This window comes from Streptomyces sp. SID12501, assembly GCF_010550245.1.
GTDB lineage: Bacteria > Actinomycetota > Actinomycetes > Streptomycetales > Streptomycetaceae > Streptomyces.
The window spans coordinates 1-25,142 of the sequence record NZ_JAAGLU010000051.1; the positions used below are offsets into that span (position 1 = coordinate 1).

Below are 25,142 nucleotides of genomic sequence, written 5' to 3' on the forward strand. Positions count from 1 at the left end.
CAGCCGGACCAGCCGGACCAGCCGGACCAGCCGGACCAGCCGGACCAGCCGGACCAGCCGGACCAGCCGGACCAGCCGGACCAGCCGGACCAGCCGGACCAGCCGGACCAGCCGGACCAGCCGGACCAGCCGGACCAGCCGGATCAGGCTGATCCTCCTCAGGTCACCTGAAGCTCCAGAATCCGGTCGTCCCCGCCCTCCGGGGACCCTCTGCCGTCCGTCTCGCTCGTCACCAGCCACAGCTTGTCGCCGCCCGCCGACACGACGGTACGGAGCCTGCCGTACTCGCCCTCCAGGAACGCCTGCGGGTCGGCCGCGGTCTCCGTGCCCTTCAGGGGGACACGCCACAGGCGCCGGCCCTTGAGCCCCGCCATCCATATCGAGCCCTCGGCGTACGCGATGCCACTGGGGGACGCGTCGTCCGGGTGCCACTGGGCGACGGGGTTCTGGAACGCGGTGTCGTCGCCCTTGCCCTCCGCCTCGGGCCAGCCGTAGTTGGCGCCCGGCTTGATCCGGTTCAGCTCGTCCCAGGTGTCCTGGCCGAACTCCGAGGCGAACAGACGCTGCTTCGAGTCCCAGGCGAGGCCCTGCACATTGCGGTGGCCGTAGGAGTACACCGGGGAGTCGGGGAAGGGGTTGCCCGGGGCCGGTTCGCCCTCCGGGGTCAGGCGCAGGATCTTGCCGCCCAGCGAGGACCTGTCCTGGGCCAGCCCGGTGTCGCCGCTCTCGCCCGTGCCCGCGTACAGCATCTTGTCCGGGCCGAAGGCGATCCGGCCGCCGTTGTGGATATAGCCCTTCGGGATGCCCCGGAAGACCGTGTCCGGGGCGCCCAACTGCTCGCCCGCCGGCTTCTCCTCCTGGTACAGCATCCGGGCGATGCGGTTGTCCGACTCCGTCGTGAAGTACGCGTAGACCATGTGGTCCGACGCGAAGGAAGGGGACAGCGCGAGGCCCAGCAAGCCGCCCTCACCGGCCGCCGAGACGCCCGGCACCTCGCCCACCTCGGTCTTCGCGCCCGTCTCCGTGTCGACCCGGGTGATCGTGCCCTCGTCCCGGGAGGAGACCAGCAGACCGCCGTCCGGCAGCGAGGCCAGACCCCAGGGCGTCTTCAGGCCCTCGGCGACCGTGCGCACCACCTTCACCGAGCCCTTGGCCGGCGGGACGTCCTCGGTGGCCTGCGCGGACGGCGACGAGTCCGGACCCGTACGATCCGGCGATGCGCTGTCGCTGCTGCCGCCCGAGCCGCCGCCGTCCCCTCCCTCGTCGGAGGAGCAGCCGGCCGTGAGCAGGAGCGTGGCCGCGGCCAGTACGGCCGTCACAGCTCTACGTTGCACGATCATGGTCCCTTCGACGCGACGGGTTCTTCTTGTCATACACCGCTCGCGCCCCACGAGTTCCCGATCCCCGCAGGCCGATTCCCCGGAGCCCGATTCCGGCGTCAGTCCCACGACCCCTGTGCCCTGGGCAGTCCCGCCACCTCGGCCAGGTCCTCCGCCGACAGCCGCAGCGGCGCGGCCCCCGCGTTCTGGGCCACCCACCGTTCCTGCTTCGCCCCCGGTACGGGCACCACGTGCCGGCCCTGCGCGAGTACCCACGCCAGCGCCACCTGGGCGGGGACGACGTCCGGACCGATCCGTCGCGCCACCCGGCGCAGGCCCGCCACGATCGGCTGGTTGGCGGCCATCATGTCGGCCGTGAAGCGGGGATGGCGGGCGCGGATGTCCTCCGGTTCGAAGCCCTCGCCCGGGGTCAGCGTCCCGGTCAGGAAGCCGTTGCCCAGGGGCATCGCCGCCAGGAAACCGACCCCGCGCGCCGCGCACCAGGGCAGCAGCGCGTCCAGCGCCTCCCTCGACCACACCGACAGCTCGGCCTGCACCACGCTGACCGGAAACACCTGCTGCACCCGCTCCAGTTGGCGGATCGTCGTGTCGTGCAGCCGCGCCCCCGGCCGGCGCCCGGACCGCGCGCCCATCGCCGACAGCCCCAACGCCCGTACTTTTCCCGCCTGTACGAGTTCCGCCAGCGCGCCCCAGGTCTCCTCGACGGGTACCTCCGGGTCCGCGCGGTGCAGTTGGTAGAGATCGATGACGTCCGTCTGCAGGCGGCGCAGCGAGGCGTCGCACGCCCGTTTCACGTATCCCGGGCGGCCGTTGGCCACGATGTGCTGATCGCCGACCAGCAGACCGACCTTCGTCGACACGAAGGCGTCCCGGCGTCGCTCCTTCAACACCCGTCCCACCAGCAGCTCGTTGGTGAACGGGCCGTACATGTCGGCCGTGTCCAGGAGCGTCGAGCCCTCGTCCAGGGCCCGGTGCACGGCCCGCAGAGACTCCTCGCCCCGCCGCCGGGAGGCGCTGTACGCCCAGCTCATCGGCATGCACCCGAGGCCAACGGCCCCCACTTCGAGCGCCGCCGCGCCGATCGTCCTGCGCTCCACCTGGTCGTGAACCTCTCTCTCCTTGCCCCCCAAACCTAACCTCTGTACGCACAGGGGTTCGCCTACGCTCGTGACCATGACTGCTGACGTGTGGCTCCCCATCCCGCCGGAGGAGATCGCGGGCCTGCCCGAAGGGCCCGGCTACCTCTTCTGGAACGGCGATCACGACTACCCGGGGGACCCGGCCGACTGCGCGTTCTACGTCGTGCCGTACATGAAGCCCGTCGAGGTCTGCGTACGTCCCCTGCCGGACATGACCGGCGTCCAGGTGCTGCAGACGCTGTCAGCGGGCGTCGACAACATCCAGCCCGGGCTCGGGCAGCTGCGCCCGGGAGTGCAGCTGTGCAACGCGCGTGGCGTGCACGAGGCGAGCACCGGTGAGCTGGCCCTCGCCCTGATCCTGGCCTCGCTGCGCGGCATCCCCGACTTCGTGCGGGCGCAGGACAAGGGGGAGTGGCGGGGCGGGTTCCGGCCGGCGCTCGCCGACAAGAGCGCCCTCATCGTCGGCTACGGATCGATCGGCGCCGCCATCGAGGACCGGCTCGCGCCCTTCGAGCTCGCGCGGGTGGCGCGCGTCGCGCGCTCTGAGCGCACCACGGCGCGCGGACCGGTGCATCCGCTCACCGAACTGCCCGCCCTGTTGCCCGAAGCCGACATCGTGATCCTCGCCACACCCCTCACCGATCGGACAAGAGGGCTGGTGAACGCCGATTTCCTGGCCCGGATGAAGGACGGCGCACTGCTCGTCAACGTGGCCCGCGGGCCCGTCGTCGACACCAAGGCGCTGCTGGCCGAGCTGGAATCCGGGCGTCTCACGGCCGCCCTCGACGTCACCGATCCGGAGCCGCTGCCTCCGGGCCACCCCTTGTGGCAGGCGCCGGGCGTGCTCATCAGCCCGCACGTCGGCGGCCCGACCTCCGCGTTCCGGCCGCGCGCCGAGAGGTTGCTGGCGGACCAGTTGAGTCGTTTCATGAACCAGGAGCCGTTGCGGAACGTGATCCTTACTACGGGGACGGTCGACGCGTAGTCCGGTTCGGGCACCCTCCGCATTCCCCCGTATGCGGGGTGTGTCGGCATCGCCGTCGACCGTTACGGAGAGTAGAGGAACTATGTCCCTGAGTGACGAGACTGGTGTATCGTCCCGACAGGGGCTGCGCCGCGTACCGTTCGGCGCCGGGGATGGACATTGCAGACTGTGAGGGGGGCGACGGGCGATGCACGGCCTATGGACGAACGATCCGACGCGGCGGGGCCGCCGACGGCGACCCTGGTGCACGGCAGCGCGCAGACGCGGCCACAGCAGCCATCATCAGCACCGTCGGCACAGCGGTCGCCGGAGGCACACCCACACCGTGCCTCCAGCACCCGGCGCGCACCCGGCGCAGTGGGTCGCGCGGGACACGGTCGCGGTGCGGGCCCGGAGTGTCCGGTGAGTTCCCCCGGGGCACTGCTGGCCCGCCGACCGGATTTCGGCGGCGGGACGAACCTGGTCTCGCAGCTCACGCTGGCCCTGGTGTGCGCGGGATACGCCGTCGGTTCCGCGCTCGGCTGGGGTTCTCCCCGACTTGCCCTGATCATGGGCGACTTCGGGCTGAGTGTCGCGGCGGGTGCCGCGGCCGTGTCCTGCTTCCTCTATGCGCGTCGCCGGATCCGCTTCCGGCCCGCCTGGCTGCTGTTCGCGCTGTCGTCCGCCATGGCCTGCCTGGGCAACCTCGTCTGGGGCTGGTACGAGGTCGTGCTCGACCAGGCCGTGCCCAGCCCCAGCTTCGCCGACCTGTTCTTCCTGTGCTTCGCCCCGCCCGCCATCGTGGGGCTCCTGGTCCTCGCCAAGCGGCCGGTGACGAAGGCCGGCTGGGTCTGCATGGTCCTCGACGCCTGGCTGATCGGCGGCTCGCTGCTCACCTTGTCCTGGAGCCTCGCCCTGGCGCAGGCGGCGAAGGCCGACGGGCCGAGCGTCGCGCACACCGCGCTGTCGCTGGCCTACCCGCTGCTCGACATCGCCCTCGTCAGCATGGTCCTCGCGCTGCACTTCCGGCGCTCCTCCACGAACCGCTCCGCCGCGAACACCGCCATCGGCGCGCTCGCCCTGACCGTGGGCTGCGACGCCCTGTTCACCTCGCCCCTGCTGCACAACAACTACCACTCGGGTCAGCTGCTCGACGCGGGCTGGTTCGCGGGCTCGCTGCTGCTGGCGTACGCCCCATGGGTCGGTTCCGGGCACGGCGGCCAGGGCGAGTCCGTCGGGCACACGCGCGTGGTGCACGAACACCGCCCCGGGCGGCAGCACCCGGGCAGGCCCGAGGGACGCCGGCCCGCACCCCGCCAGGGCCGGGCGCCCGCCCCCGGGCAGGGGCACCCGCCCGTACCGGGAGGCGATCACGGCCGGTATCCGTTCACCCGGCCCATCACCGGCTCCCTGGCCGCGCTCACGCCGTATCTGGCCGCCGCCGTGTGCACGCTGGGCGTCCTCTACAACGTTCTCAACGGCCGCAGCCCCGACCGCGTGGTGCTCATCACCGCGGGCGGCGTCGTCCTCGCGCTGGTCGTGCGCCAGGGCATCATGCTGCTCGACAACATCACCCTCACCCAGGAGCTGGCCCAGAAGGAGAACCACTTCCGCTCTCTGGTGCAGGGCTCGAGCGACGTCATCATGATCGCCGCTCCGAACGGGATGCTCCGGTACGTCAGCCCGGCCGCCGCCGGGGTCTACGGGCGGTCCGCGGAGGAACTCGTGGGCACCGAGCTGGCCCATCTCATCCACCCGGAGGACCTGGGCTGCGTGGTGCACGAAGTGCGCCGCTTCCTCGCCGCCAGCCCGGACGAGGAACCCACCACCCGCATCGAGTGCCGCTTCAAGGCCGGCGGTGGGGGCACCTCCCGCTCCGGGGGCACCTCCCGGCCGGAGGCTGGGGGAGAAGTCGAGAGCGGGGGGGGCTGGCTGAACGTCGAGTCCACCGTCAACCGTCACCACGGCGGCCTCATCTTCAACAGCCGGGACGTCACCGAACGGGTGCGGCTCCAGGCCCAGTTGCAGCACAACGCCGAACACGACCCGCTCACCGACCTGCCCAACCGCGCCCTGTTCACCCAGCGCGTGCAGCAGGCACTGTCCGGCCGCCGCTCCACCGACCGCGGCACGGCCGTCCTGTTCATCGACCTCGACGGCTTCAAGGCCGTCAACGACACGATCGGACACCAGGCCGGCGACGAACTGCTCGTCCAGGCCGCCCGCAGGCTCCAGGACTCGGTCCGGTACGGGGACACCGCCTCCCGGCTCGGCGGCGACGAGTTCGCCGCCCTGATCGTCGGAGACGGCACCCGGGACCGTGCCGCGCGCGAACTCCAGATAGGGGAGCTGGCCGACAGGCTGCGGCTCACCCTCTCCCAGCCGTACGACATCGACGGCAACGATGTCCGCGTCAACGCCTCGATCGGCGTCGCGTTCGCCGAGCCCGGCCTCGGCGCGGGCGAGCTGCTGCGCAACGCCGACCTGGCGATGTACCGGGCCAAGGCCTCCGGCAAGGGCCGCGTCGAGCTCTACGCGCCCCAGATGCAGCAGGACGTCGTACGGAAGGCGGAGCTGGCCACGCGTCTGCGTGCCGCGCTGCACGACGGCGAGTTCGTGCTGCTGCACCAGCCCGTGGTGGCGCTGGACAGCGGCCGGATCACCTCGGTCTCCGCCCAGGCGCGCTGGCGCTCCTCCCAGGGAGTGCTCTTCACGCCCGCCGAGTTCCTGCGCGTCACCGAGGACAGCGACAAGACCGCCGAGCTGGACCGCTGGATGCTGGAGGAGGCTGTCGAACAGGCCGCCGAACGCGCCGCGACCGGGCTCGCCGTACCCGTCGGCGTCCGGATGAGCGCCCGGCGGCTCCTCGACCGCTCCCTGCCCCTCGGGTCGATCGAGACCCTGCTGACCCGCCACGGGCTCCCCACCGGTGCCCTGGAGATCGAACTGACGGACACCGACCCGCGGGTCTCCCTGGACGAGCTGGAGCGCCGGCTGAACGCCTTCAGGTGCCTCGGCGTACGGATCGCGCTGGACGGTTTCGGCAGTGGCTACGCGCCGATCACGGCACTGCGGCGGCTCCCCGTCGACGTACTGAAGCTCGACCGCGGTCTGGTCGAGGGCGTCGTCGAGTCCACGCGGCTGCACAAGATCACCGGCGGGCTGCTCAGAATCGCGGGCGACCTCGGGCTGCAGTCCGTGGCCGAAGGCGTGGACCTGCCCGAGCAGGTGGTCGCCCTGCGCGCGATGGGCTGCACGCACGGGCAGGGCATGGCCTTCTCCGGGCCGCTGGACGAATACCGGCTGCGCCGGGCACTGTCCACCGGACGCTATCCGGTGCCGAACGGTTCGGCCGAGCCCGCGTTCGCGGGCGGCGGTTCCGGGGTGTACACAAGTACAGGTGTGCCCGCTGTTTTCGGAGGCGGAACGGCCCTCCGTTCACATAATGAGACTCCCGTCCCACCCACTTGACAGTCGGTGTGTGCCGGGGAGAGGGTCGACCCCATGCGCACCCGAATTCTCGTACTTGGAAAGCGCGTCGGCTGACGCTGGTGAACGTTTCGGACGGACCCGGAACTTCCAGCGACCGCATCCGGCGCGCTCCCCTCGCTTGCCTCACGGCACGAGGGGTTTTTTGTTGCACCGGCGCAGGTCGGACCGCAACGCACACCGTACAAAACTCGCAAAAACCCTCAGCATCGAGAAGAGAATGCCGATGACCGAGCAGGCCACCGGGGCCCATCACCCGCAGCCGCGGCCCCGTTCCGGAGGACACCAGTCCGCCCCCGAGTACGTGACGGGTGCGAAGTCCCTCATCCGCTCGCTTGAGGAGGTCGGGGCCGAGACGGTATTCGGCATTCCAGGGGGCACCATCCTGCCGGCGTACGACCCGATGATGGACTCCACGCGGGTGCGCCACGTGCTGGTCCGCCACGAGCAGGGCGCCGGCCACGCGGCCACCGGTTACGCGCAGGCCACCGGCAAGGTCGGCGTCTGCATGGCGACCAGCGGCCCCGGCGCCACCAACCTGGTGACCCCGATCGCCGACGCGCACATGGATTCGGTGCCGCTCGTGGCGATCACCGGACAGGTCGTGTCCAAGGCGATCGGTACGGACGCCTTCCAGGAGGCGGACATCGTCGGCATCACCATGCCGATCACCAAGCACAGCTTCCTGGTCACCAAGGCGGAGGACATCCCCCGGGCGATCGCGGAGGCGTTCCACATCGCCTCCACCGGCCGCCCGGGACCGGTCCTGGTCGACATCCCCAAGGACATCCTCCAGGCCCAGACCGTCTTCCAGTGGCCGCCCGTCACCGACCTCCCCGGCTACCGCCCGGTGACCAAGCCGCACGCCAAGCAGATCCGCGAAGCCGCGAAGCTGATCACCGCCGCCAAGCGGCCGGTGCTGTACGTCGGCGGCGGTGTCATCAAGGCCGGTGCCACCGCCGAGCTGAAGGTCCTCGCAGAACTCACCGGAGCGCCCGTCACCACCACCCTGATGGCGCTCGGCGCATTCCCCGACAGCCACCCGCTGCACGTGGGAATGCCGGGCATGCACGGTGCGGTCACCGCCGTCACCGCGCTGCAGAAGGCCGACCTGATCGTCGCCCTCGGAGCCCGCTTCGACGACCGTGTCACCGGCAAGCTGTCCAGCTTCGCCCCGCACGCCAAGATCGTCCACGCCGACATCGACCCGGCGGAGATCGGCAAGAACCGCGCCGCCGACGTCCCGATCGTCGGGGACGCCCGTGAGGTCATCGCCGACCTGGTGCAGGCGGTGCAGAAGGAGCACAGCGAGGGTCACGCCGGCGATTACACCGCCTGGTGGAAGGACCTCAACCGCTGGCGCGAGACCTACCCGCTGGGCTACGAGCAGCCGGACAACGGCTCGCTCTCCCCGCAGCAGGTCATCGAGCGCATCGGACAGCTCGCCCCCGAGGGCACGATCTTCACGGCGGGCGTCGGCCAGCACCAGATGTGGGCCGCGCACTACATCCAGTACGAGAAGCCCGCGACCTGGCTGAACTCCGGCGGCGCCGGAACGATGGGGTACGCGGTCCCGGCCGCGATGGGTGCCAAGGCGGGGCAGCCGGACCGGACGGTCTGGGCGATCGACGGCGACGGCTGCTTCCAGATGACCAACCAGGAACTCACCACCTGCGCGCTCAACAACATCCCGATCAAGGTCGCCATCATCAACAACGGCGCCCTCGGGATGGTCCGCCAGTGGCAGACCCTGTTCTACAACCAGCGGTACTCCAACACCGTCCTGCACTCCGGGCCCGACGACGTGAATCCGCAGGCCAGGGGCACCCGTGTCCCCGACTTCGTGAAGCTGTCCGAGGCGATGGGCTGCTACGCGATCCGCTGCGAGTCCCCCGACGACCTCGACAAGGTCATCGAGGAGGCTAACTCGGTCAACGACCGCCCCGTCGTGATCGACTTCATCGTCCACGAGGACGCCATGGTGTGGCCGATGGTCGCCGCAGGCACCTCCAACGACGAGATCATGGCCGCCCGGGACGTCCGCCCCGACTTCGGCGACAACGAAGACGACTGAGCGAGAGAGACCCCTCAGACATGTCCAAGCACACCCTCTCCGTCCTCGTCGAGAACAAGCCCGGTGTCCTCGCCCGGATCACGGCTCTGTTCTCCCGGCGTGGATTCAACATCGACTCGCTCGCCGTCGGCGTCACCGAGCACCCCGAGATCTCCCGCATCACCATCGTGGTCAACGTGATCGAGGCGCTTCCCCTCGAACAGGTCACCAAGCAGCTCAACAAGCTCGTCAACGTGCTGAAGATCGTCGAACTGGAATCCGGCTCGGCGGTTCAGCGTGAACTCGTTCTGGTGAAGGTGCGCGCGGACAACGAGACACGCTCCCAGATCGTCGAGATCGTCCAGCTCTTCCGCGCCAAGACGGTCGACGTCTCCCCGGAGGCCGTCACCATCGAGGCCACCGGCAGCACCGACAAACTGTCCGCGATGCTCAAGATGCTGGAGCCGTACGGCATCAAGGAACTGGTGCAGTCCGGCACCATCGCGATCGGCCGCGGCGCGCGCTCGATCACGGACCGGTCGCTGCGGGCCCTCGACCGGTCGGCATAGCCGGCGTCAAGCTCTGCGGACTCGGGCGGTCGGGTGATACCGGCCGCCCGTATACCGAGACCCCCGAACCTCACTTCCGCCCGCCGTCATACGGTGGGACGCAACACCTGCACCCAAGGAGAGAACCCAAAGTGGCCGAGCTGTTCTACGACGCCGACGCCGACCTGTCCATCATCCAGGGCCGCAAGGTCGCGGTCATCGGTTACGGCAGCCAGGGCCACGCCCACGCGCTGTCGCTCCGCGACTCGGGTGTCGACGTCCGCGTCGGTCTGCACGAGGGCTCCAAGTCGAAGGCGAAGGCCGAGGAGCAGGGCCTGCGCGTCGTGACCCCCGCCGAGGCCGCCGCCGAGGCCGACGTCATCATGATCCTCGTCCCGGACCCGATCCAGGCCCAGGTCTACGAGGAGTCCATCAAGGACAACCTCAGCCCGGGCGACGCGCTGTTCTTCGGCCACGGCCTGAACATCCGCTTCGACTTCATCAAGCCCCCGGCCGGCATCGACGTCTGCATGGTCGCCCCCAAGGGCCCGGGTCACCTCGTGCGCCGCCAGTACGAGGAGGGCCGCGGCGTTCCGTGTATCGCGGCCGTCGAGCAGGACGCGACCGGCAACGCCTTCGCGCTGACCCTCTCGTACGCCAAGGGCATCGGTGGCACCCGCGCCGGCGTCATCAAGACGACGTTCACCGAGGAGACCGAGACCGACCTGTTCGGTGAGCAGGCCGTTCTCTGCGGTGGTACGGCCGCGCTGGTCAAGGCCGGTTTCGAGACGCTGACCGAGGCCGGCTACCAGCCGGAGATCGCGTACTTCGAGTGCCTGCACGAGCTGAAGCTGATCGTCGACCTCATGTACGAGGGCGGCCTGGAGAAGATGCGCTGGTCGGTCTCCGAGACCGCCGAGTGGGGCGACTACGTCACCGGCCCGCGGATCATCACCGACGCCACCAAGGCCGAGATGAAGAAGATCCTCGCCGAGATCCAGGACGGCACGTTCGCGCGTGAGTGGATGGCCGAGTACCACGGCGGTCTGAAGAAGTACAACGAGTACAAGTCGCAGGACGAGAAGAGCCTCCTGGAGACCACGGGCAAGGAGCTGCGCAAGCTCATGTCCTGGGTCGACGACGAGGCGTAGGTCTTGAGGGACGGGGCCGCGGCGCATGCTGCGGCCTCATTGCCGAACCCCCGGTAAGGCCTTGTCCGGGCTGACCCGTCACGGATGAGTGATCCTTCCGCAGGGGCGGGAGCCGCCCTTCGCCGCGCCACTACACTGCCGTACTACCAACGCGTCAGGCCCACAGCGTCGTGCGTCTTCCACGCGGTAGCACCTCCACCGCCTGCGGCCGTCGGGACGGCCGTCCGCATAGGACTGAGTGAGGACCTCACGTGAGCTCGAAACCTGTCGTACTCATCGCTGAAGAGCTGTCGCCCGCGACCGTCGACGCGCTTGGCCCGGACTTCGAGATCCGGCACTGCAACGGAGGGGACCGAGCCGAACTGCTCCCCGCCATCGCCGACGTCGACGCGATCCTGATCCGTTCGGCCACCAAGGTCGACGCCGAGGCGGTCGCCGCCGCCCGCAAGCTGAAGGTCGTCGCACGAGCCGGCGTCGGCCTGGACAACGTGGACGTCTCCGCCGCCACCAAGGCCGGCGTGATGGTCGTCAACGCGCCCACCTCGAACATCGTCACCGCCGCCGAGCTGGCCTGCGGTCTGCTGCTGGCGACCGCACGCCACATCCCGCAGGCCAACACCGCGCTCAAGAACGGCGAGTGGAAGCGCAGCAAGTACACGGGCGTCGAGCTCGCGGAGAAGACCCTCGGTGTCGTCGGCCTCGGCCGCATCGGCGCGCTGGTCGCGCAGCGCATGTCCGCGTTCGGGATGAAGGTCGTCGCCTACGACCCCTACATCCAGCCCGCGCGGGCCGCCCAGATGGGCGTCAAGATCCTGTCGCTGGACGAGCTCCTCGAGGTCTCCGACTTCATCACCGTGCACCTGCCGAAGACTCCCGAGACCGTCGGTCTCATCGGTGACGAGGCGCTGCACAAGGTCAAGCCGAGCGTGCGCATCGTGAACGCCGCGCGTGGCGGGATCGTCGACGAGGAGGCGCTGTACTCGGCGCTCAAGGAGGGCCGCGTCGCCGGCGCCGGTCTCGACGTGTACGCGAAGGAGCCCTGCACGGACTCCCCGCTGTTCGAGCTGGACCAGGTCGTGTGCACCCCGCACCTCGGCGCGTCCACGGACGAGGCGCAGGAGAAGGCCGGTATCTCCGTCGCCCGCTCGGTCCGCCTCGCGCTCGCCGGTGAGCTGGTCCCGGACGCGGTGAACGTCCAGGGCGGCGTCATCGCCGAGGACGTCAAGCCGGGTCTGCCGCTCGCCGAGAAGCTCGGCCGTATCTTCACCGCGCTCGCGGGCGAGGTCGCGGTCCGTCTCGACGTCGAGGTGTACGGCGAGATCACCCAGCACGACGTGAAGGTGCTCGAACTGTCCGCGCTCAAGGGCGTGTTCGAGGATGTCGTCGACGAGACCGTGTCGTACGTCAACGCCCCGCTGTTCGCCCAGGAGCGCGGCGTCGAGGTGCGGCTGACGACCAGCTCGGAGTCCGCGGACCACCGCAACGTCGTGACCGTGCGCGGCACGCTCAGCAGCGGCGAGGAGGTGTCGGTCTCCGGCACCCTGGCCGGCCCCAAGAACCACCAGAAGATCGTCGCGGTCGGCGACTACGACGTCGACCTCGCGCTCGCCGACCACATGGTCGTGTACCGGTACGCGGACCGGCCGGGCGTCGTCGGCACGGTCGGCCGGATCTTCGGCGAGGCCGGGATCAACATCGCCGGGATGCAGGTTTCCCGGTCGGTGGCGGGCGGCGAGGCGCTGGCCGTCCTGACCGTCGACGACACGGTTGCCCCCGGCGTATTGGCGGAAGTGGCCGAGGAGATCGGGGCGACGTCGGCTCGATCGGTGAACCTGGTCTGAGGTGAGCGTGTCTCTGGGGGCTCCGCCCCCAGACCCCCGTTCGCCCTGAACGGGCTTGTCCTCAAACGCCGGACGGGCTGAAAACGCCTGGGCGCTGCTCGCACATCGACGCGGGCCGACTGAGAAACCTCAGTCGGCCCGCGTGTTTCGTTGCCCTCAGGCGCAGCAGCCCTCCGTCTCCGCCTCCTTCGCGACCGTCTCCCGCACAGTCACCCCGCGGAGCGCCCGCGCCGCCAGCACCGCCGCCCCCAGGAGCAGTACCACCCCCGCGATCGCAGCCGCCTGCATTCCGTGGGTGTACGCCTCCCTGGCTGCCGTGGCCAGCGCGTCTCCCGTGCGCGCCGGGAGCTGCTGGGCCACCGCCAGCGCACCGCCGAGGGTTTCCCGGGCCGGGGCGGGCGCCGAGGCCGGGATGTCGTGGCGGTAGACCGCCGTACCGATCGAGCCCAGTACGGCCATGCCCAGCGCGCCGCCGAACTCCGCGCCCGTCTCCAGCAGGGAGGCGGCGGCGCCCGCCTTGTCGAGGGGGGCGGTGCTCAGGCCCAGGTCCATCATCTGGGACATCACGACGACGATGCCGGCCGCGAGGACGCCCGCCCCGGCCAGTACCAGCCACAGCGAGTCCGTGCCGACCAGGGCCAGCAGCCCGTATCCGCAGGCCGCCGTGACGAAGCCGCCGGCGACGACATGGGCGCGCTGCGCACCCCGCTGGACGAGGGCGGCGGCGACGGGGGCCGCGATGCCGACCAGGACCGTCGGCAGCAGGCCCCACAGCGCCGCCTCGATGGAGCTCTTGCCGAGCACCGACTGGAGGTACTGCGTGGTGAAGTACGCCGAGCCCATCATCGCGAACGCCGAGAGCAGGTTCAGGGTGACGGCCGGGCCGAAGCCGCGGCCCCGGAACAGCGCGGGGGAGATGAGGGGCGAGGCCGTCGTGCGCTGGCGCTGGACGAAGAGGTACGCGAAGAACAGGCCGACGGTCACCGAGAGGACGTACTCCGTGTGCCAGCCCTCCGACGGGATCTCCTTGAGGCCGTAGATCACGGGGAGGACTGCCGCCATCGAGAGCGGGACGCTGAGGAGGTCGAAGCGGCCCGGGTCCGGGTTTTTCGACTCGGGGAGCAGGACCGGGCCGAGGACCAGCAGCAGTGCCATCGCGGGCAGGTTGACCAGGAAGACCGAGCCCCACCAGAAGTACTCGACCAGCAGTCCGCTCATGACCGAGCCGAGGGCGATGCCGCCGGTCATCACGCCGGACCACATGGCGATCGCCTTGGCGCGCTGGCCGGGGTCGCGGAACATCGTGCGGACCAGGGCCATCGTCGACGGCATCAGGGTCGCGCCGCCGATACCGAGGACCGCGCGGGCCGCGATCAGGGTCTCGGCGCTGTTCGCGTAGGCGGCGAGCAGCGAGCCCGCGCCGAAGGCGGCGGCGCCGATGAGAAGGAGCCGGCGGCGGCCGATGCGGTCGCCGAGCGAGCCCATCGTCATCAGCAGACCGGCCAGGACGAAGGCGTAGATGTCGAAGATCCACAGCTGCTGGGTGCCGGTCGGCTCCAGGTCCGCGCTGATCGCCGGAACGGCGAAGTAGAGGACGGAGACGTCCATCGAGACCAGCAGCAGCGGCAGCATCAGCACGCCCAGCGCGGTCCATTCGCGGCGGCCGGCACGGGTGCCGGGGGAAACGGTCGTGCTCGTCGGGTTCGTCATGCCAGGGAATATACGGCTGTGTTAAACGACTGTCTAGAACGCTCGTGTAATTCGTCTGTCTAGGACGGTCGTATGGATCGCGGGTAGGGTGGCCGCATGGGACATCGCGAGGATCTGCTCGAAGGCGCCAAGCGCTGCCTGCTGGAGAAGGGCTTCGTGCGCACGACCGCGCGCGACATCGTCAAGGAGTCGGGGACCAATCTGGCGTCGATCGGCTATCACTACGGCTCGAAGGACAAGCTCCTCGCGGATGCGTACGTCTCCCTGGTGGAGGGGCTCTCCGACGACTTCACCCCCGCCGTGGAGACGGCCGGCGGCACCGGGCCCGGCTCGCTCGACCGGTTCCAGGAGGTCTGGTCGAACATCATCGCCACCATGCGGCAGCCGGGTTCGCTGTGGCGCCTGAGTGTGGAGATCGTGGCCATGGGAGACCAACTGCCCACCGTCCGCGACCACTTGGCGCAGGCCCAGCGCGAGGCGGCGCGCGGCCTCATCCCGCTGTTCCTCGGGGGCAGGGAGGAGGACGTGTCGGAGGACGACGTCGACTCCGTCGGCCAGTTCTACAACGTCCTGATGACCGGGCTCATCTGCCAGTACGTCTTCGACCCGACGAAGGCACCGACCGCGGACCAGCTCACGGAAGGGCTCCGCCGGGTCATCGGGGAAGCTCAGGCCTAGGGATTGCGCTGAAGTCGCGCACCCTTCAACGCCATGTGCAGCAGCAGGCGGTCCTCGCCGTCGTCCAGGTCCAGGCCCGTCAGCTGCTCCACCCGGGACAGGCGGTAGTACAGCGTCTGGCGGTGGATGCCCAGCTCGGCCGCGGTGCGGCCCGCCTGGCCGGCCCGGTCGAGGTAGACCTCGGCGGTGCGGGCCAGTTCCTGGTGGGCGGGGGCGAGCAGGGTGCGTACGGCGGGGTCCTGGGCCGTGTCCGACGGGAGCGCCGTAAGGAGACGGTACGGGCCGATCGCGCCCCACTCCGCGACCGGGCCGAGGTGCGGTTCCGCCAGGGCCGCGCGGGCCGCCGCCGAGGCCTCCTGCCAGCCGGTGCCCAGACCGGCGAGGCCGGTGCGCGGGGCGCCGACACCGGCCGCTGCCCGACCCTCCGTCTCCTTCAGCAGCCGGGCCGCCGCCGTCAGCGCCGGGACGGGTACGTCCGTCGCCCGCAGCCTGATCAGCAGCGCCAGACTCTGCGCCGCCGTGCCCCACGGCACCGTGCACACCGCCGTCGCGTGCGGCACCGTACGGGCCGACGGAGCGTCGTCCGGATCCGCCGACGGCCACGGCGCCACGCACACCACCGCGTGCGGGCCCTCGCCGCGCGCTCCCAGAGCCGAACGCAAGGCCGCCACCGCCATGTCCCGCTGCCAGCCGCGCTCGGCGGTCAGCACCGACCGGAACTCGCGGGTCAGATCGGCCCCCGCCTGCGCCTCGTCCGCGAGCAGCGCGCCGATCCGGTCCGCCACCTCCATGGCCGCCGCCAACTGCTCCGCCGGGGGCCCCGGATCGTCGTCCAGCAGCCAGACGTAACCGAGTACGACACTCCGATGGCGTACGGGGAGACAGATCCGCCCCCGGAACACCCCCGCCTCCGGGGTGGGCGGGATACGGACCGGGCCGGTCGCGCGCGTGATGCCGAAGCCCTCGAACCACGCGCGCACCGCCGCCGTCGAGCGGCGGGTCAGGATCGAGCGGGCGCGCACCGGGTCCAGCGCCGACGCGTCCAGTTCGCCCTCGCTGTCGTACGTGCCGAAGGCGAGCAGTTCGAAGTCGCGGTTCTCCAGCGTCGCGGGGGCGCCGAGGAGCTCCGAGATGTCGTCCACCAGTTCCTGGTAGTCGCCGTGATGGTCGCCGCTCGCCTGGCTCATGGGGGCATTCTCGCGCATTCCGGCACCGTCTTCAGACATCTGTATGAGATCTGGGGCACGGATGCGTGACAGCTGTCGATGGCCCACGATCGGAAGGATCCCTAGGTTTCACGGTGGTTCTCCGGTTGTCCGGTTCTCCGGTTCTTCGTTTGCCGGCCTTTTGTGGAGGTGCCCCGTGCTGGGTCCCGTGATTCTCGCCGCCTCGCGCAGCGACCGGCTGCGCCGACTGATCTCGGCCGCCCCGGTGACCAGGCCGGTCGTCGACCGCTTCATCCCCGGCGAGACGGTCGACGACGTGGTGCCGATCGTCCAGGACCTCACCGACCGGGGCCTGGAAGTCACCCTGGACGTGGTCGGCGAGGACATCACCAACCCCGAGCAGGCCGCCGCCGCCCGGGACGCCTATCTGGAGCTGGTCGAGCGGCTCGGGGAACTCGAGCTGGGCACCCGCGCCGAGATGTCCGTCAAGCTGTCGCTGTTCGGGCAGGCGTTGGACGGTGGCCACGAGCTGGCCCTCGCCAACATCCGGCCCGTCGTCGAGGCAGCCGCCGCGATCGGTACGACGGTCACGCTCGACGCCGAGGACCACACCACCCTCGACTCGATGTTCGCGATCCACGAGGAACTCCGGAAGGACTTCCCGCAGACCGGCTGCGTCATCCAGGCCTACCTGTACCGCACCGAGGCCGACGCCCGCCGCCTCGCCGACAGCGGCAGCCGCGTACGGCTGGTGAAGGGCGCGTACAAGGAGCCCGCCGAGGTCGCCTACCAGCAGAAGGCCGAGACGGACAAGGCGTACGTCCGCATCCTGCGGATCCTGATGGAGGGCGAGGGGTACCCGATGATCGGGTCCCACGACCCACGCCTCATCTCCATCGCCCAGGAACTCGCCCGGCGCGCGAGCCGCAAGCCCGACGAGTACGAGTTCCAGATGCTGTACGGGATCAGGAGCGACGAGCATCTGCGCCTCGCCGCCGAGGGACACCGGATGCGTGTCTACACCGCGTACGGGACGGACTGGTACGGGTACTTCATGCGGCGGCTGGCCGAACGCCCCGCCAACCTGCTGTTCTTCGGCCGCTCGATCCTCACCAAGGGCTGAATCGTTGATGGCGAGCGGTAGCTGTCGGCACCCGGGTGCTCCCTGGGTAACGGCAGCTACCGCCCATCGGCCGGCTGTGCCGACCCGTGTCCGGAAAGGAGATTCGGACACAGTGACTCCGCCCCCGTGGGGGCTTCTCACTCGCCCGCCGCAGCGAGTTGATGACGGTCAAGCCCTGACCGCCGCCAAACATACGTAGACGGCTTTGGCTCGCGCGGGCCGAAGCCAGATACTCACTCGGAAGAGGTAGCTCATGGACGCCGTCACCCAGGTCCCCACCCCCGTCAACGAGCCGGTGCACGGATACGCCCCCGGGTCGCCCGAGCGGGCCCGCCTGGAGGCCAGGCTCAAGGAGCTCGCCGAGAACCCCGTCGATCTGCCGATGACCATCGGCGGCGCGCGGCGCATGGGCGGCGGCGAGCGATTCGACGTCGTGCAGCCGCACCACCACAAGGCCCGCCTCGGCACCTACGCCAACGCCACCCGGCAGGACGCCCAGGACGCGATCGACGCGGCCCTCGCCGCCGCGCCCGCCTGGCGCGCGATGGCGTTCGACGACCGTGCCGCGATCATCCTGCGCGCCGCCGAACTGCTGGCAGGGCCCTGGCGCGAGACCCTCGCCGCCTCCACGATGCTCGGCCAGTCGAAGACCGCCCAGCAGGCCGAGATCGACTGTCCGTGCGAGCTGGTCGATTTCTGGCGCTTCAACGTCAAGTACGCGCGCGACCTGCTCGCCGAGCAGCCGCCCGCCAACTCCCCGGGCGTCTGGAACCGTCTCGACCACCGCCCCCTCGAAGGGTTCGTCTACGCGATCACCCCCTTCAACTTCACGGCGATCGCGGGCAATCTGCCCACCGCGCCCGCCCTCATGGGCAACGTGGTGGTGTGGAAGCCGTCGCCGACGCAGACCCACTCCGCCGTGCTTCTCATGCAACTGCTGGAGGAGGCCGGGCTGCCCAAGGGCGTCATCAACCTCGTCACCGGTGACGGCATCGAGGTCTCCGAGGTGGCTCTGGAGCACCGGGACCTGGCCGGCATTCACTTCACGGGTTCCACCAAGACCTTCCAGTACCTGTGGAAGACGGTCGGCGCGAACATCGAGAAGTACCGCTCGTACCCGCGTCTCGTCGGTGAGACCGGCGGCAAGGACTTCGTCGTCGCCCACCCGAGCGCCGACCGGGCGGTCCTGAAGACGGCCCTCACACGCGGTTCCTTCGAGTACCAGGGGCAGAAGTGCAGCGCGACCTCCCGCGCCTACATCCCGGCCTCCATCTGGAACGACGGGTTCCGCGAGGAGTTCGCAGCCGAGGTCGACCACCTGACCATGGGTGACGTCACCGACCTCACCAACTTCATCGGCGCGGTCATCGACGAGCGTGCCTTCGCCAAGAACAAGGCCGCCATCGACCGCGCGCAGTCCGACCCGACGTGCACGATCGTGGCGGGCGGCTCCTACGACGACTCGGTCGGCTGGTTCGTCCGCCCGACGGTCGTGGAGTGCACGGACCCGGCCAACCAGGTCTTCACCACCGAGTACTTCGGCCCGCTCCTCGCCGTGTACGTGTACGACGACAGCTCGGCCGACACGTACGACGCCATGCTGACCCAGATGGAGTCCGTGTCCGACTACGCGCTGACCGGCTCGGTCATCTCCGGCGACCGCGCGGCAGCCGCGTACACGATGGAGAAGCTGCGCTACGCGGCCGGCAACTTCTACATCAACGACAAGTCGACCGGCGCGGTCGTCGGGCAGCAGCCGTTCGGCGGCGGGCGCGCGTCCGGCACCAACGACAAGGCGGGCGCCCCGCAGAACCTGATGCGCTGGACCCTGACCCGCGCCATCAAGGAGACCCTGGTCGCGCCGACCGACTACCCGTACCCGCACATGGGCTGACCTCCACCCTTGAGGTTCCGGGCCAGGAAGTCGCCGATCAGTTCGGCGGCTGCCTGGCCCGCGGCAGCTCGTGCGAGAGGGCAAGAGGGCGAGCGGGCCCACCGCGTCCGGAGTCGCGTTTCAGCGGGTCGACGCGTGGACGCCGGGCAGGTCGTCGAAGGCCGCCTTGCCGTCCGTGGTGAGCAGGATCCGAGCCGTGGTGGCGGCGGTGGCAGCGATGATCAGGTCGTGGGCATCACGTGGCTTGCCTTCCTTGCGCACATGGGCAAGGAGACGCGCGTGGACCCGAGCCACGTCTGCCGTGTAGTCCTCGACCGGGATCAGCGCAGGGTTCTGAGGCTTGATGTAGGGGTGTGACTCAGTCCACCGTCTCAGATAGTAGGAAGTCCGAGTAAGTGTGGAGACAGATGCCCTGTCCTCACCTAGCTTGGTAGGAGCCGAACGTCTCGCTGGACCAAGCGAATGACGGTCTTGAGCCGGTACCCCGTGCAGGCAACCCCTGCGGTACCGCCGCTCCCCGTCCCACCCGGCGTCTCGAATCCCCCTGCCGTACTCCCGGATTCCTTGAAGGAGTCGATTTCCCATGGCCGAGACGACCGTCCGCCGCCGAGTCCGCCACGTCTCCCCGACGAGCGAGTCCGACCGCAAGAACGCCGCCGCAGCCCTCCAGCGCGCCCTCGACCGCCGGGACAACGGCGGCCAGACGGGTCACTGAGGACCCTCGTCGGGTCATCGCGGGTGAGGTCGCCTCACCCGCGCCGCACCTCGAAGTGGTCGATCCGCTCCCCGCTCTGCGCAAGTGCCGACACCGTGAGCCGGGGAGCCGTGCCCGGCACGCCCGCCTCCGCCTCCACGGAGAGGAACGAGTAGCCGGTGTAGCGCACCCGTGACCACTCCACCGTGTCCTCGTGCCGTTCCTGCGACCTCGTCCAGTGGTAGGTCTCCACCGACTCCCGGTCGGCGGCCTTCCCCTCGAAGCTGTCCTTCACCCCGTAGGGGAAGCTGTACAGGCTCTGGCCCGCGCCTCCCGCCGTGACGTACACGGTGCCGTCCCGCGTCGGGTCGGTCGCCGCGCCGACCGGCACCTGTCGGCCCACCCGGCCGCCCCTGAGGGCGTCCGTCCGCTCGTACACGTGGTTGTGGCCGTTGATCACCAGGTCCACCTGGTGCTTGTCGAACAGCGGCAGCCAGGCGTCCCGTACGCCGCCGTCGGAGGCGTGGGCGGACGTCGTCGAGTACGCGCAGTGGTGGAAGAAGACCACGACGAAGTCGATCGCGTCCGACGCCCGCAGCTCGGCCAGCCGCCGGTCCAGCCACGCCGTCTGGCGGCCGTCCGTGTGGCCCAGGTTGGCCGGGATCTCGTACGACACGTCGTTCGCGTCGAGTGCCACGATCCCGACATTGCCGTACGTGAACGAGTAGGCGCCCGGTGTGTTCCGGGCGTCGAAGCCGTTGTCCGGGAGTGACCAGCGGGCCGACTGGCCGCCGTACCCGTTCGGCGAGTACCAGGCCTCCATGTCGTGGTTGCCGGTCGTCACCATCCACGGCACCGACCTCGCGACCGTCTCCGTCTGCTTCAGGAACAGGTCCCAGGCGGTCGGGTCGTAGCTGTCCGACTTCTCGCCGTGGCCGGTGACGTCCGCATAGCAGATGTCACCCGCGTGCAGGTGGAAGGCGGGGTTCCGGCCCAGGAGCACCTTGTCGTTGGCCAGCGCGTCGGGCGTGACGCCCTGGTCGCCGAAGGCCGTGAACACGAAGCTCGCGGGGGCGGTCGCCGGGGCTGTGCGGAACGAGTTGAGGGTCGACTTGTGCGCGCCGGACGTCGGGTCGAAGCCCTCGTGGCCGACGCCGTAGTAGTACGTCGTCCCGGGGCGCAGGCCGTCGAGCGCCGCGTGCACGTAGTACTGGTCCAGGTCGAGGCGTACGCCTGTCACGCCAGGCGTGTGCAGCGGGCGGACCTCGGCCTCGATGCGGCGGCTCAGGTCGCCGGGCGTCGGCCCGACGCGTACGTACGGCTTCCGCACCGCGAACGGGACCTGCCAGGAGATCCGCATCTGCGTCTTAGGGTCGGCGCCGAAGGCGAGGTGGCGGCCGAAAGGGGTGACGGCGGAGCCGGGGACCTTGCTGGTCGCCGGGTTCGCCGTACCCGTGCCCGACGAACAGCCGGTGAGCAGGCCGCCGCCGGCCAGCGCGCCCGCCGTCACCAGCGCGCGGCGCCGGGTGAGGCGCGCCCGCAGGTACTCGTACTGCTCCGCCATGCTCATCCGGCGGGCCAGCCGCGGCGGGATGCCGACGTCGGGGGTGTCCGGGGGACTGTCCATGGGAGGGAACTTCCCAGCAAACCCCAACGTCCGCCATACATACAGGTGAACGCCGGTCGAAGAGCGGTGGCCGTCCGGCGCCCCATGTCCGTATCGCGGACACGGCGTGTCATCCCATGGGACCCGGAGTACGGTGCCGGTATGTCTCGCAGCATCAATCTCGCAGTGATTCCCGGTGACGGCATCGGCCAGGAGGTCGTGGCCCAGGGGCTGAAGGTGCTCTCCGCCGTCCTTCCGCAGGATGTGAAGCTGGAGACCAAGGAGTACGACTTCGGCGCCCGGCGTTACCGCGCCACCGGTGAGACCCTCACCGAAGCCGACCTGGACGCGCTCAAGAAGCATGACGCCATCCTGCTCGGCGCGATCGGTGACCCGAGCGTGCCCTCCGGTGTCCTGGAGCGCGGCTTCCTGCTGAAGCTCCGCTTCGCCTTCGACCACCACGTCAACCTGCGTCCGTCGAGGCTGCTCCCCGGGGTCGCGACCCCGCTGGCCGGGCAGCCGGAGATCGACTTCGTGGTCGTCCGCGAGGGCACCGAGGGCCCGTACACCGGCAACGGCGGCACCATCCGGCAGGGCACCCCGCACGCGGTCGCCACCGAGGTGTCGCTGAACACCGCCTTCGGTATCGAGCGGGTCGTCCGCGACGCCTACGCCCGCGCCCAGGCCCGCCCCCGCAAGAAGCTGGCGCTCGTCCACAAGAACAACGTGCTCGTGCACGCCGGTCACCTGTGGACGGACATCTTCAACAAGGTGGGCGAGGAGTTCCCCGACGTCACCACCGAGTACATGCACGTGGACGCGGCGACGATCTACCTCGTCACGCAGCCCGAGCGCTTCGACGTGATCGTCACCGACAACCTGTTCGGCGACATCATCACCGACCTCGCCGCGGCCGTCTCCGGCGGCATCGGCGTCGCCGCGAGCGGGAACATCAACCCGTCCGGCGAGTTCCCCTCGATGTTCGAGCCCGTGCACGGCTCGGCCCCGGACATCGCCGGTCAGGGCAAGGCCGACCCCAGCGCCACCGTCCTGTCCGTCGCCCTCCTGCTGCGCCACCTCGGCTACGAGTCCGAGGCCGCCCGCATCGAGGAAGCCGTCACCGCCGACCTCGCGGAGCGCGGCACCACGGCCCGTACGACCGAAGAGATCGGCGACGCCCTCGCCGTACGAGTAGCCGGCTGACCCGCGGCGCTCCACTCGAAAACTTTCGAAGCCGCCGGGTCGCTTACGCACCCGGCGGCTTCTCTTATGTCCCCGCCGGGTGTCACCATCATCCCCTGGGTCGCATTCACGCCCTTTTCGTCCGTGGCCCCCTTCGCGCGATAATCGAACGCGGAGCCGCGGACCGAGGGAATGCTCGGACGTCCTAACACCGGCCGCCAGTCAGTCACTGGCGACCGGTCACGGGCAGTCATGGGCGTGGGTCGCGGCCCGTCACACACAAAACCGGTGAAGGACACCCACTCATGACGACGCCCACGATCGAGCTCAAGCCCTCGGCCTCGCCACTTTCCGGCGCGGAGCGCGAGGCGATCCTGGCCAGCCCCGGCTTCGGCCGCCACTTCACCGACCACATGGTGACGATCAAGTGGACCGAGGGCCGCGGCTGGCACGACGGACAGCTCGTCCCGTACGGCCCGCTCTCCATCGACCCCGCGAACATGACCCTGCACTACGCGCAGGAGATCTTCGAGGGCCTCAAGGCCTACCGCCGGCCCGACGGCTCCGTCGCCACCTTCCGGCCGGAGAAGAACGCCCTGCGTTTCCAGCACTCCGCGCGCCGTCTCGCGATGCCCGAGCTGCCCGTCGAGACGTTCATCGGCGCGATCGACGCGCTGGTGAGCCAGGACCGGGACTGGGTGCCGGCGCACGGTGGCGAGGAGTCCCTCTACCTGCGCCCCTTCATGATCGCCACGGAGGTCGGCCTCGGCGTCAAGCCGGCCAACGAGTACCTGTTCCTGGTGATCGCGTCCCCCGCCGGCGCCTACTTCCCCGGTGGCGTGCAGCCCGTCTCCATCTGGCTCTCCGAGGACCGCGTCCGCGCCGTCCCCGGTGGCATGGGTGACGCCAAGACCGGCGGCAACTACGCGGCCTCCCTCCTCGCCCAGGCCGAGGCCGCCGAGCACGGCTGCGCCCAGGTCTGCTACGTCGACGCCGTCGAGCACAAGTGGATCGAGGAACTCGGCGGTATGAACCTGTACTTCGTGTACGGGGACCGCATCGTCACCCCCTCCCTCACCGGCTCCATCCTGGAGGGCGTCACCCGCGACTCCCTCCTCACCGTCGCCCGCGATCTCGGCTACACCGCCGAAGTGGGCCGCGTCTCCGTCGACCAGTGGCAGCGGGACGCCGAGAACGGCACGCTGACCGAGGTGTTCGCCTGCGGTACGGCGGCCGTCATCACCCCCGTCGGCACGGTCAAGCGCACCGGCGTCGAGTGGCAGCAGAGCGGCGGCGAGCCCGGCGAGGTCACGCTGCGGCTGCGCGAGGCACTCCTCGACATCCAGCGCGGCACGGCCGAGGACAAGCACGGCTGGATGCACCTGCTGGGCTGAGTCCAGTCCGCCCAGAGCGTTGCCCCGTCGCGCGTAGCGCGTTCCCCCGGTGGGTATCCACTCATTCCACCGGGGGAGGGGAACACATGACCGCACGGCCGCCGCGCCGCTCACGTCTGCGCGGTCTCCTGCGTGAACTACGCAAACCCCGGCGCCCGCAGAGCCTCTCCGTCCTCGTCCTGCTGGCCGCCCTGGCCGGATTCCTGCTCTGGAACAGCTCAGGCATGGACAACTACGGCCAGAACCTCGCGCTCAACCTCGGCACCGACATCCTGGGAGTCGCGGTCACCGTCTTCGTGATCGGTCCGCTGATCAGCCGCGCCCAGGAGGGCCGGGTCCGCGAGCACACCCGTCTCGACTACGAGTGGTTCAGCGCCCAGGTGCACGGTTCGAACTCCAACGTGAAGATCCTCGACACCTTCTCCAACGTCTTCGGCCCCCAGTTCTCCGAGCGCCTCTTCCGCGGCATCCGCTCCGCCACGGCGCACGGCGCCCGCGTACAGATCCTGCTCCTCGACCCCGACTCCCTCGCCGTCATCCTGCGCGGCCAGGAACTGGGTGAACGGCATGCCGACATCCGCCGGGACATCCTGCGCAATCTCCGCACCCTGCACTCCTTCCGGGACCGCCTCGACGACCACGCCCGCACCCTGCTCGACGTACGGCTGTGCTCGACCTCGCCCGGCGTGACCCTCTACCGATGGGACGGCCACTCCCTCGTCTCCTTCCTCACCGTCGGCCGCCTCTCCGGTGAGGGCGTCCAGCTGGAAGTCGCCGTCCGCTCACCGCTCGGCGCGTTCATCGAGCAGCGGTTCGACGAACTGTGGCAGCAGAGCAAGCCCATGGAGCGCTTCACCCACATGCCGGTCATCCTGGTCGACGAGGCCGCCACCCGGCGGGAGTTCACCTGCCGGTTCGTGATCGTCGACGAACGGTGGTACGTCGCCGGACACGACCTCGTGTCCTACCTGGCCCGCCACCGCCTCGACCAGCTCGCTGCGTACAGCGACGCCTTGGGAACGCCCTCGGCCGCGTACGAGGTCATCGTGGTCGACGACGAGACCGAGCTGCACACGCAACTCACCACGTTCTACGCGGAGAAGTACGATGCACCAGCGGCGGCATTTGTCTGGCTGCGACCGCCGGCCCTGGTCACGGAATAGAGGCCCC

At 70.0% G+C, this 25,142-nt stretch carries 19 protein-coding genes; 13 read left to right on the forward strand and 6 right to left on the reverse strand.

The window, feature by feature from the left end:
* Positions 1-158 precede the first annotated feature (158 nt).
* Both G3I71_RS40170 and G3I71_RS40175 read right to left on the reverse strand, forming a co-directional pair.
* Positions 159-1,340, reverse strand: a complete 1,182-nt coding sequence (locus G3I71_RS40170; protein WP_239149638.1) for a sorbosone dehydrogenase family protein — start codon at positions 1,338-1,340, stop codon at positions 159-161.
* A gap of 98 nt (positions 1,341-1,438) precedes the next feature.
* A complete protein-coding gene (locus G3I71_RS40175; protein WP_164323008.1) occupies positions 1,439-2,437 on the reverse strand; it encodes an aldo/keto reductase in 999 nt (332 codons plus the stop codon).
* A 76-nt stretch (positions 2,438-2,513) separates the two neighbouring features.
* On the opposite strand from G3I71_RS40175, the gene G3I71_RS40180 reads away from it, so the two are divergent.
* The 6 genes from G3I71_RS40180 (at position 2,514) to serA (ending at position 12,525) form a co-directional block, all read left to right on the forward strand.
* Entirely contained in the window at positions 2,514-3,464 is a 951-nt protein-coding gene (locus G3I71_RS40180) for a 2-hydroxyacid dehydrogenase (protein WP_164323010.1), read from the forward strand.
* A gap of 402 nt (positions 3,465-3,866) precedes the next feature.
* Positions 3,867-6,914 carry an EAL domain-containing protein gene (locus tag G3I71_RS40185; protein ID WP_343243221.1) on the forward strand — a complete coding sequence of 1,016 codons (3,048 nt, stop codon included), beginning with the start codon at positions 3,867-3,869 and terminating at the stop codon, positions 6,912-6,914.
* A 244-nt stretch (positions 6,915-7,158) separates the two neighbouring features.
* Positions 7,159-9,006: an acetolactate synthase large subunit gene (locus G3I71_RS40190; RefSeq protein WP_203732615.1), complete on the forward strand. Its 1,848-nt coding sequence runs from the start codon at positions 7,159-7,161 to the stop codon at positions 9,004-9,006.
* Between the two features lie 20 nt (positions 9,007-9,026).
* Positions 9,027-9,554: an acetolactate synthase small subunit gene (ilvN, locus tag G3I71_RS40195; protein ID WP_164323015.1), complete on the forward strand. Its 528-nt coding sequence runs from the start codon at positions 9,027-9,029 to the stop codon at positions 9,552-9,554.
* A gap of 131 nt (positions 9,555-9,685) precedes the next feature.
* The gene (ilvC, locus tag G3I71_RS40200) at positions 9,686-10,684 is read left to right on the forward strand and encodes a ketol-acid reductoisomerase (protein ID WP_164323017.1); all 999 of its coding nucleotides are present in this window, start codon (positions 9,686-9,688) and stop codon (positions 10,682-10,684) included.
* A 251-nt stretch (positions 10,685-10,935) separates the two neighbouring features.
* On the forward strand, positions 10,936-12,525 hold the full coding sequence (gene serA, locus G3I71_RS40205; RefSeq protein ID WP_164323018.1) for a phosphoglycerate dehydrogenase: 1,590 nt from the start codon (positions 10,936-10,938) through the stop codon (positions 12,523-12,525).
* Between the two features lie 156 nt (positions 12,526-12,681).
* Here the strand turns inward: serA and G3I71_RS40210 are convergent, their stop codons facing one another.
* On the reverse strand, positions 12,682-14,235 hold the full coding sequence (locus G3I71_RS40210; RefSeq protein WP_164323020.1) for an MFS transporter: 1,554 nt from the start codon (positions 14,233-14,235) through the stop codon (positions 12,682-12,684).
* Between the two features lie 96 nt (positions 14,236-14,331).
* On the opposite strand from G3I71_RS40210, the gene G3I71_RS40215 reads away from it, so the two are divergent.
* A complete protein-coding gene (locus G3I71_RS40215; RefSeq protein ID WP_164323022.1) occupies positions 14,332-14,913 on the forward strand; it encodes a TetR/AcrR family transcriptional regulator in 582 nt (193 codons plus the stop codon).
* On the opposite strand, the gene G3I71_RS40220 is transcribed toward G3I71_RS40215, so the two are convergent.
* The gene (locus G3I71_RS40220) at positions 14,910-16,118 is read right to left on the reverse strand and encodes a CdaR family transcriptional regulator (protein WP_164323024.1); all 1,209 of its coding nucleotides are present in this window, start codon (positions 16,116-16,118) and stop codon (positions 14,910-14,912) included. The two genes, G3I71_RS40215 and G3I71_RS40220, sit on opposite strands and share 4 nt — an antisense overlap.
* Before the next feature lie 157 nt (positions 16,119-16,275).
* On the opposite strand from G3I71_RS40220, the gene G3I71_RS40225 reads away from it, so the two are divergent.
* Positions 16,276-17,202, forward strand: a complete 927-nt coding sequence (locus G3I71_RS40225; RefSeq protein ID WP_164323026.1) for a proline dehydrogenase family protein — start codon at positions 16,276-16,278, stop codon at positions 17,200-17,202.
* A gap of 253 nt (positions 17,203-17,455) precedes the next feature.
* Positions 17,456-19,096 (forward strand): L-glutamate gamma-semialdehyde dehydrogenase, encoded by a 1,641-nt coding sequence (pruA, locus tag G3I71_RS40230; RefSeq protein ID WP_164323027.1) that lies wholly within the window; start codon positions 17,456-17,458, stop codon positions 19,094-19,096.
* 120 nt (positions 19,097-19,216) lie between these two features.
* Here pruA and G3I71_RS40235 read toward each other — a convergent pair whose 3' ends face one another.
* Entirely contained in the window at positions 19,217-19,390 is a 174-nt protein-coding gene (locus G3I71_RS40235) for a hypothetical protein (RefSeq protein ID WP_239149639.1), read from the reverse strand.
* Positions 19,391-19,679: 289 nt separating this feature from the next.
* Between G3I71_RS40235 and G3I71_RS52445 the strand changes: the two genes are divergently transcribed.
* Positions 19,680-19,811 (forward strand): hypothetical protein, encoded by a 132-nt coding sequence (locus G3I71_RS52445; RefSeq protein WP_006374903.1) that lies wholly within the window; start codon positions 19,680-19,682, stop codon positions 19,809-19,811.
* A gap of 34 nt (positions 19,812-19,845) precedes the next feature.
* Here the strand turns inward: G3I71_RS52445 and G3I71_RS40240 are convergent, their stop codons facing one another.
* Positions 19,846-21,417 (reverse strand): metallophosphoesterase family protein, encoded by a 1,572-nt coding sequence (locus G3I71_RS40240; RefSeq protein WP_164323029.1) that lies wholly within the window; start codon positions 21,415-21,417, stop codon positions 19,846-19,848.
* Between the two features lie 141 nt (positions 21,418-21,558).
* Between G3I71_RS40240 and G3I71_RS40245 the strand changes: the two genes are divergently transcribed.
* The 3 genes from G3I71_RS40245 (at position 21,559) to G3I71_RS40255 (ending at position 25,135) form a co-directional block, all read left to right on the forward strand.
* Positions 21,559-22,599, forward strand: a complete 1,041-nt coding sequence (locus G3I71_RS40245; protein ID WP_164323030.1) for a 3-isopropylmalate dehydrogenase — start codon at positions 21,559-21,561, stop codon at positions 22,597-22,599.
* 284 nt (positions 22,600-22,883) lie between these two features.
* On the forward strand, positions 22,884-23,972 hold the full coding sequence (locus G3I71_RS40250; RefSeq protein WP_164323032.1) for a branched-chain amino acid aminotransferase: 1,089 nt from the start codon (positions 22,884-22,886) through the stop codon (positions 23,970-23,972).
* Positions 23,973-24,058: 86 nt separating this feature from the next.
* Positions 24,059-25,135, forward strand: a complete 1,077-nt coding sequence (locus tag G3I71_RS40255) for a hypothetical protein (protein WP_164323034.1) — start codon at positions 24,059-24,061, stop codon at positions 25,133-25,135.
* The last annotated feature ends 7 nt before the right edge of the window (positions 25,136-25,142 follow it).

Bases quoted from the DNA above. Each gene is read 5' to 3' on its own strand.
- G3I71_RS40215 (WP_164323022.1), top strand. From the start codon at position 14,332: ATGGGACATCGCGAGGATCTGCTCGAAGGCGCCAAGCGCTGCCTGCTG.
- G3I71_RS40220 (WP_164323024.1), bottom strand. From the start codon at position 16,118: ATGCGCGAGAATGCCCCCATGAGCCAGGCGAGCGGCGACCATCACGGC.
- G3I71_RS40245 (WP_164323030.1), top strand. From the start codon at position 21,559: ATGTCTCGCAGCATCAATCTCGCAGTGATTCCCGGTGACGGCATCGGC.
- G3I71_RS40240 (WP_164323029.1), bottom strand. From the start codon at position 21,417: ATGGACAGTCCCCCGGACACCCCCGACGTCGGCATCCCGCCGCGGCTG.
- G3I71_RS40180 (WP_164323010.1), top strand. From the start codon at position 2,514: ATGACTGCTGACGTGTGGCTCCCCATCCCGCCGGAGGAGATCGCGGGC.
- G3I71_RS40170 (WP_239149638.1), bottom strand. From the start codon at position 1,340: ATGATCGTGCAACGTAGAGCTGTGACGGCCGTACTGGCCGCGGCCACG.
- G3I71_RS40255 (WP_164323034.1), top strand. From the start codon at position 24,059: ATGACCGCACGGCCGCCGCGCCGCTCACGTCTGCGCGGTCTCCTGCGT.
- G3I71_RS40190 (WP_203732615.1), top strand. From the start codon at position 7,159: ATGACCGAGCAGGCCACCGGGGCCCATCACCCGCAGCCGCGGCCCCGT.
- G3I71_RS52445 (WP_006374903.1), top strand. From the start codon at position 19,680: ATGGCCGAGACGACCGTCCGCCGCCGAGTCCGCCACGTCTCCCCGACG.
- pruA (WP_164323027.1), top strand. From the start codon at position 17,456: ATGGACGCCGTCACCCAGGTCCCCACCCCCGTCAACGAGCCGGTGCAC.
- G3I71_RS40210 (WP_164323020.1), bottom strand. From the start codon at position 14,235: ATGACGAACCCGACGAGCACGACCGTTTCCCCCGGCACCCGTGCCGGC.
- ilvN (WP_164323015.1), top strand. From the start codon at position 9,027: ATGTCCAAGCACACCCTCTCCGTCCTCGTCGAGAACAAGCCCGGTGTC.
- G3I71_RS40250 (WP_164323032.1), top strand. From the start codon at position 22,884: ATGACGACGCCCACGATCGAGCTCAAGCCCTCGGCCTCGCCACTTTCC.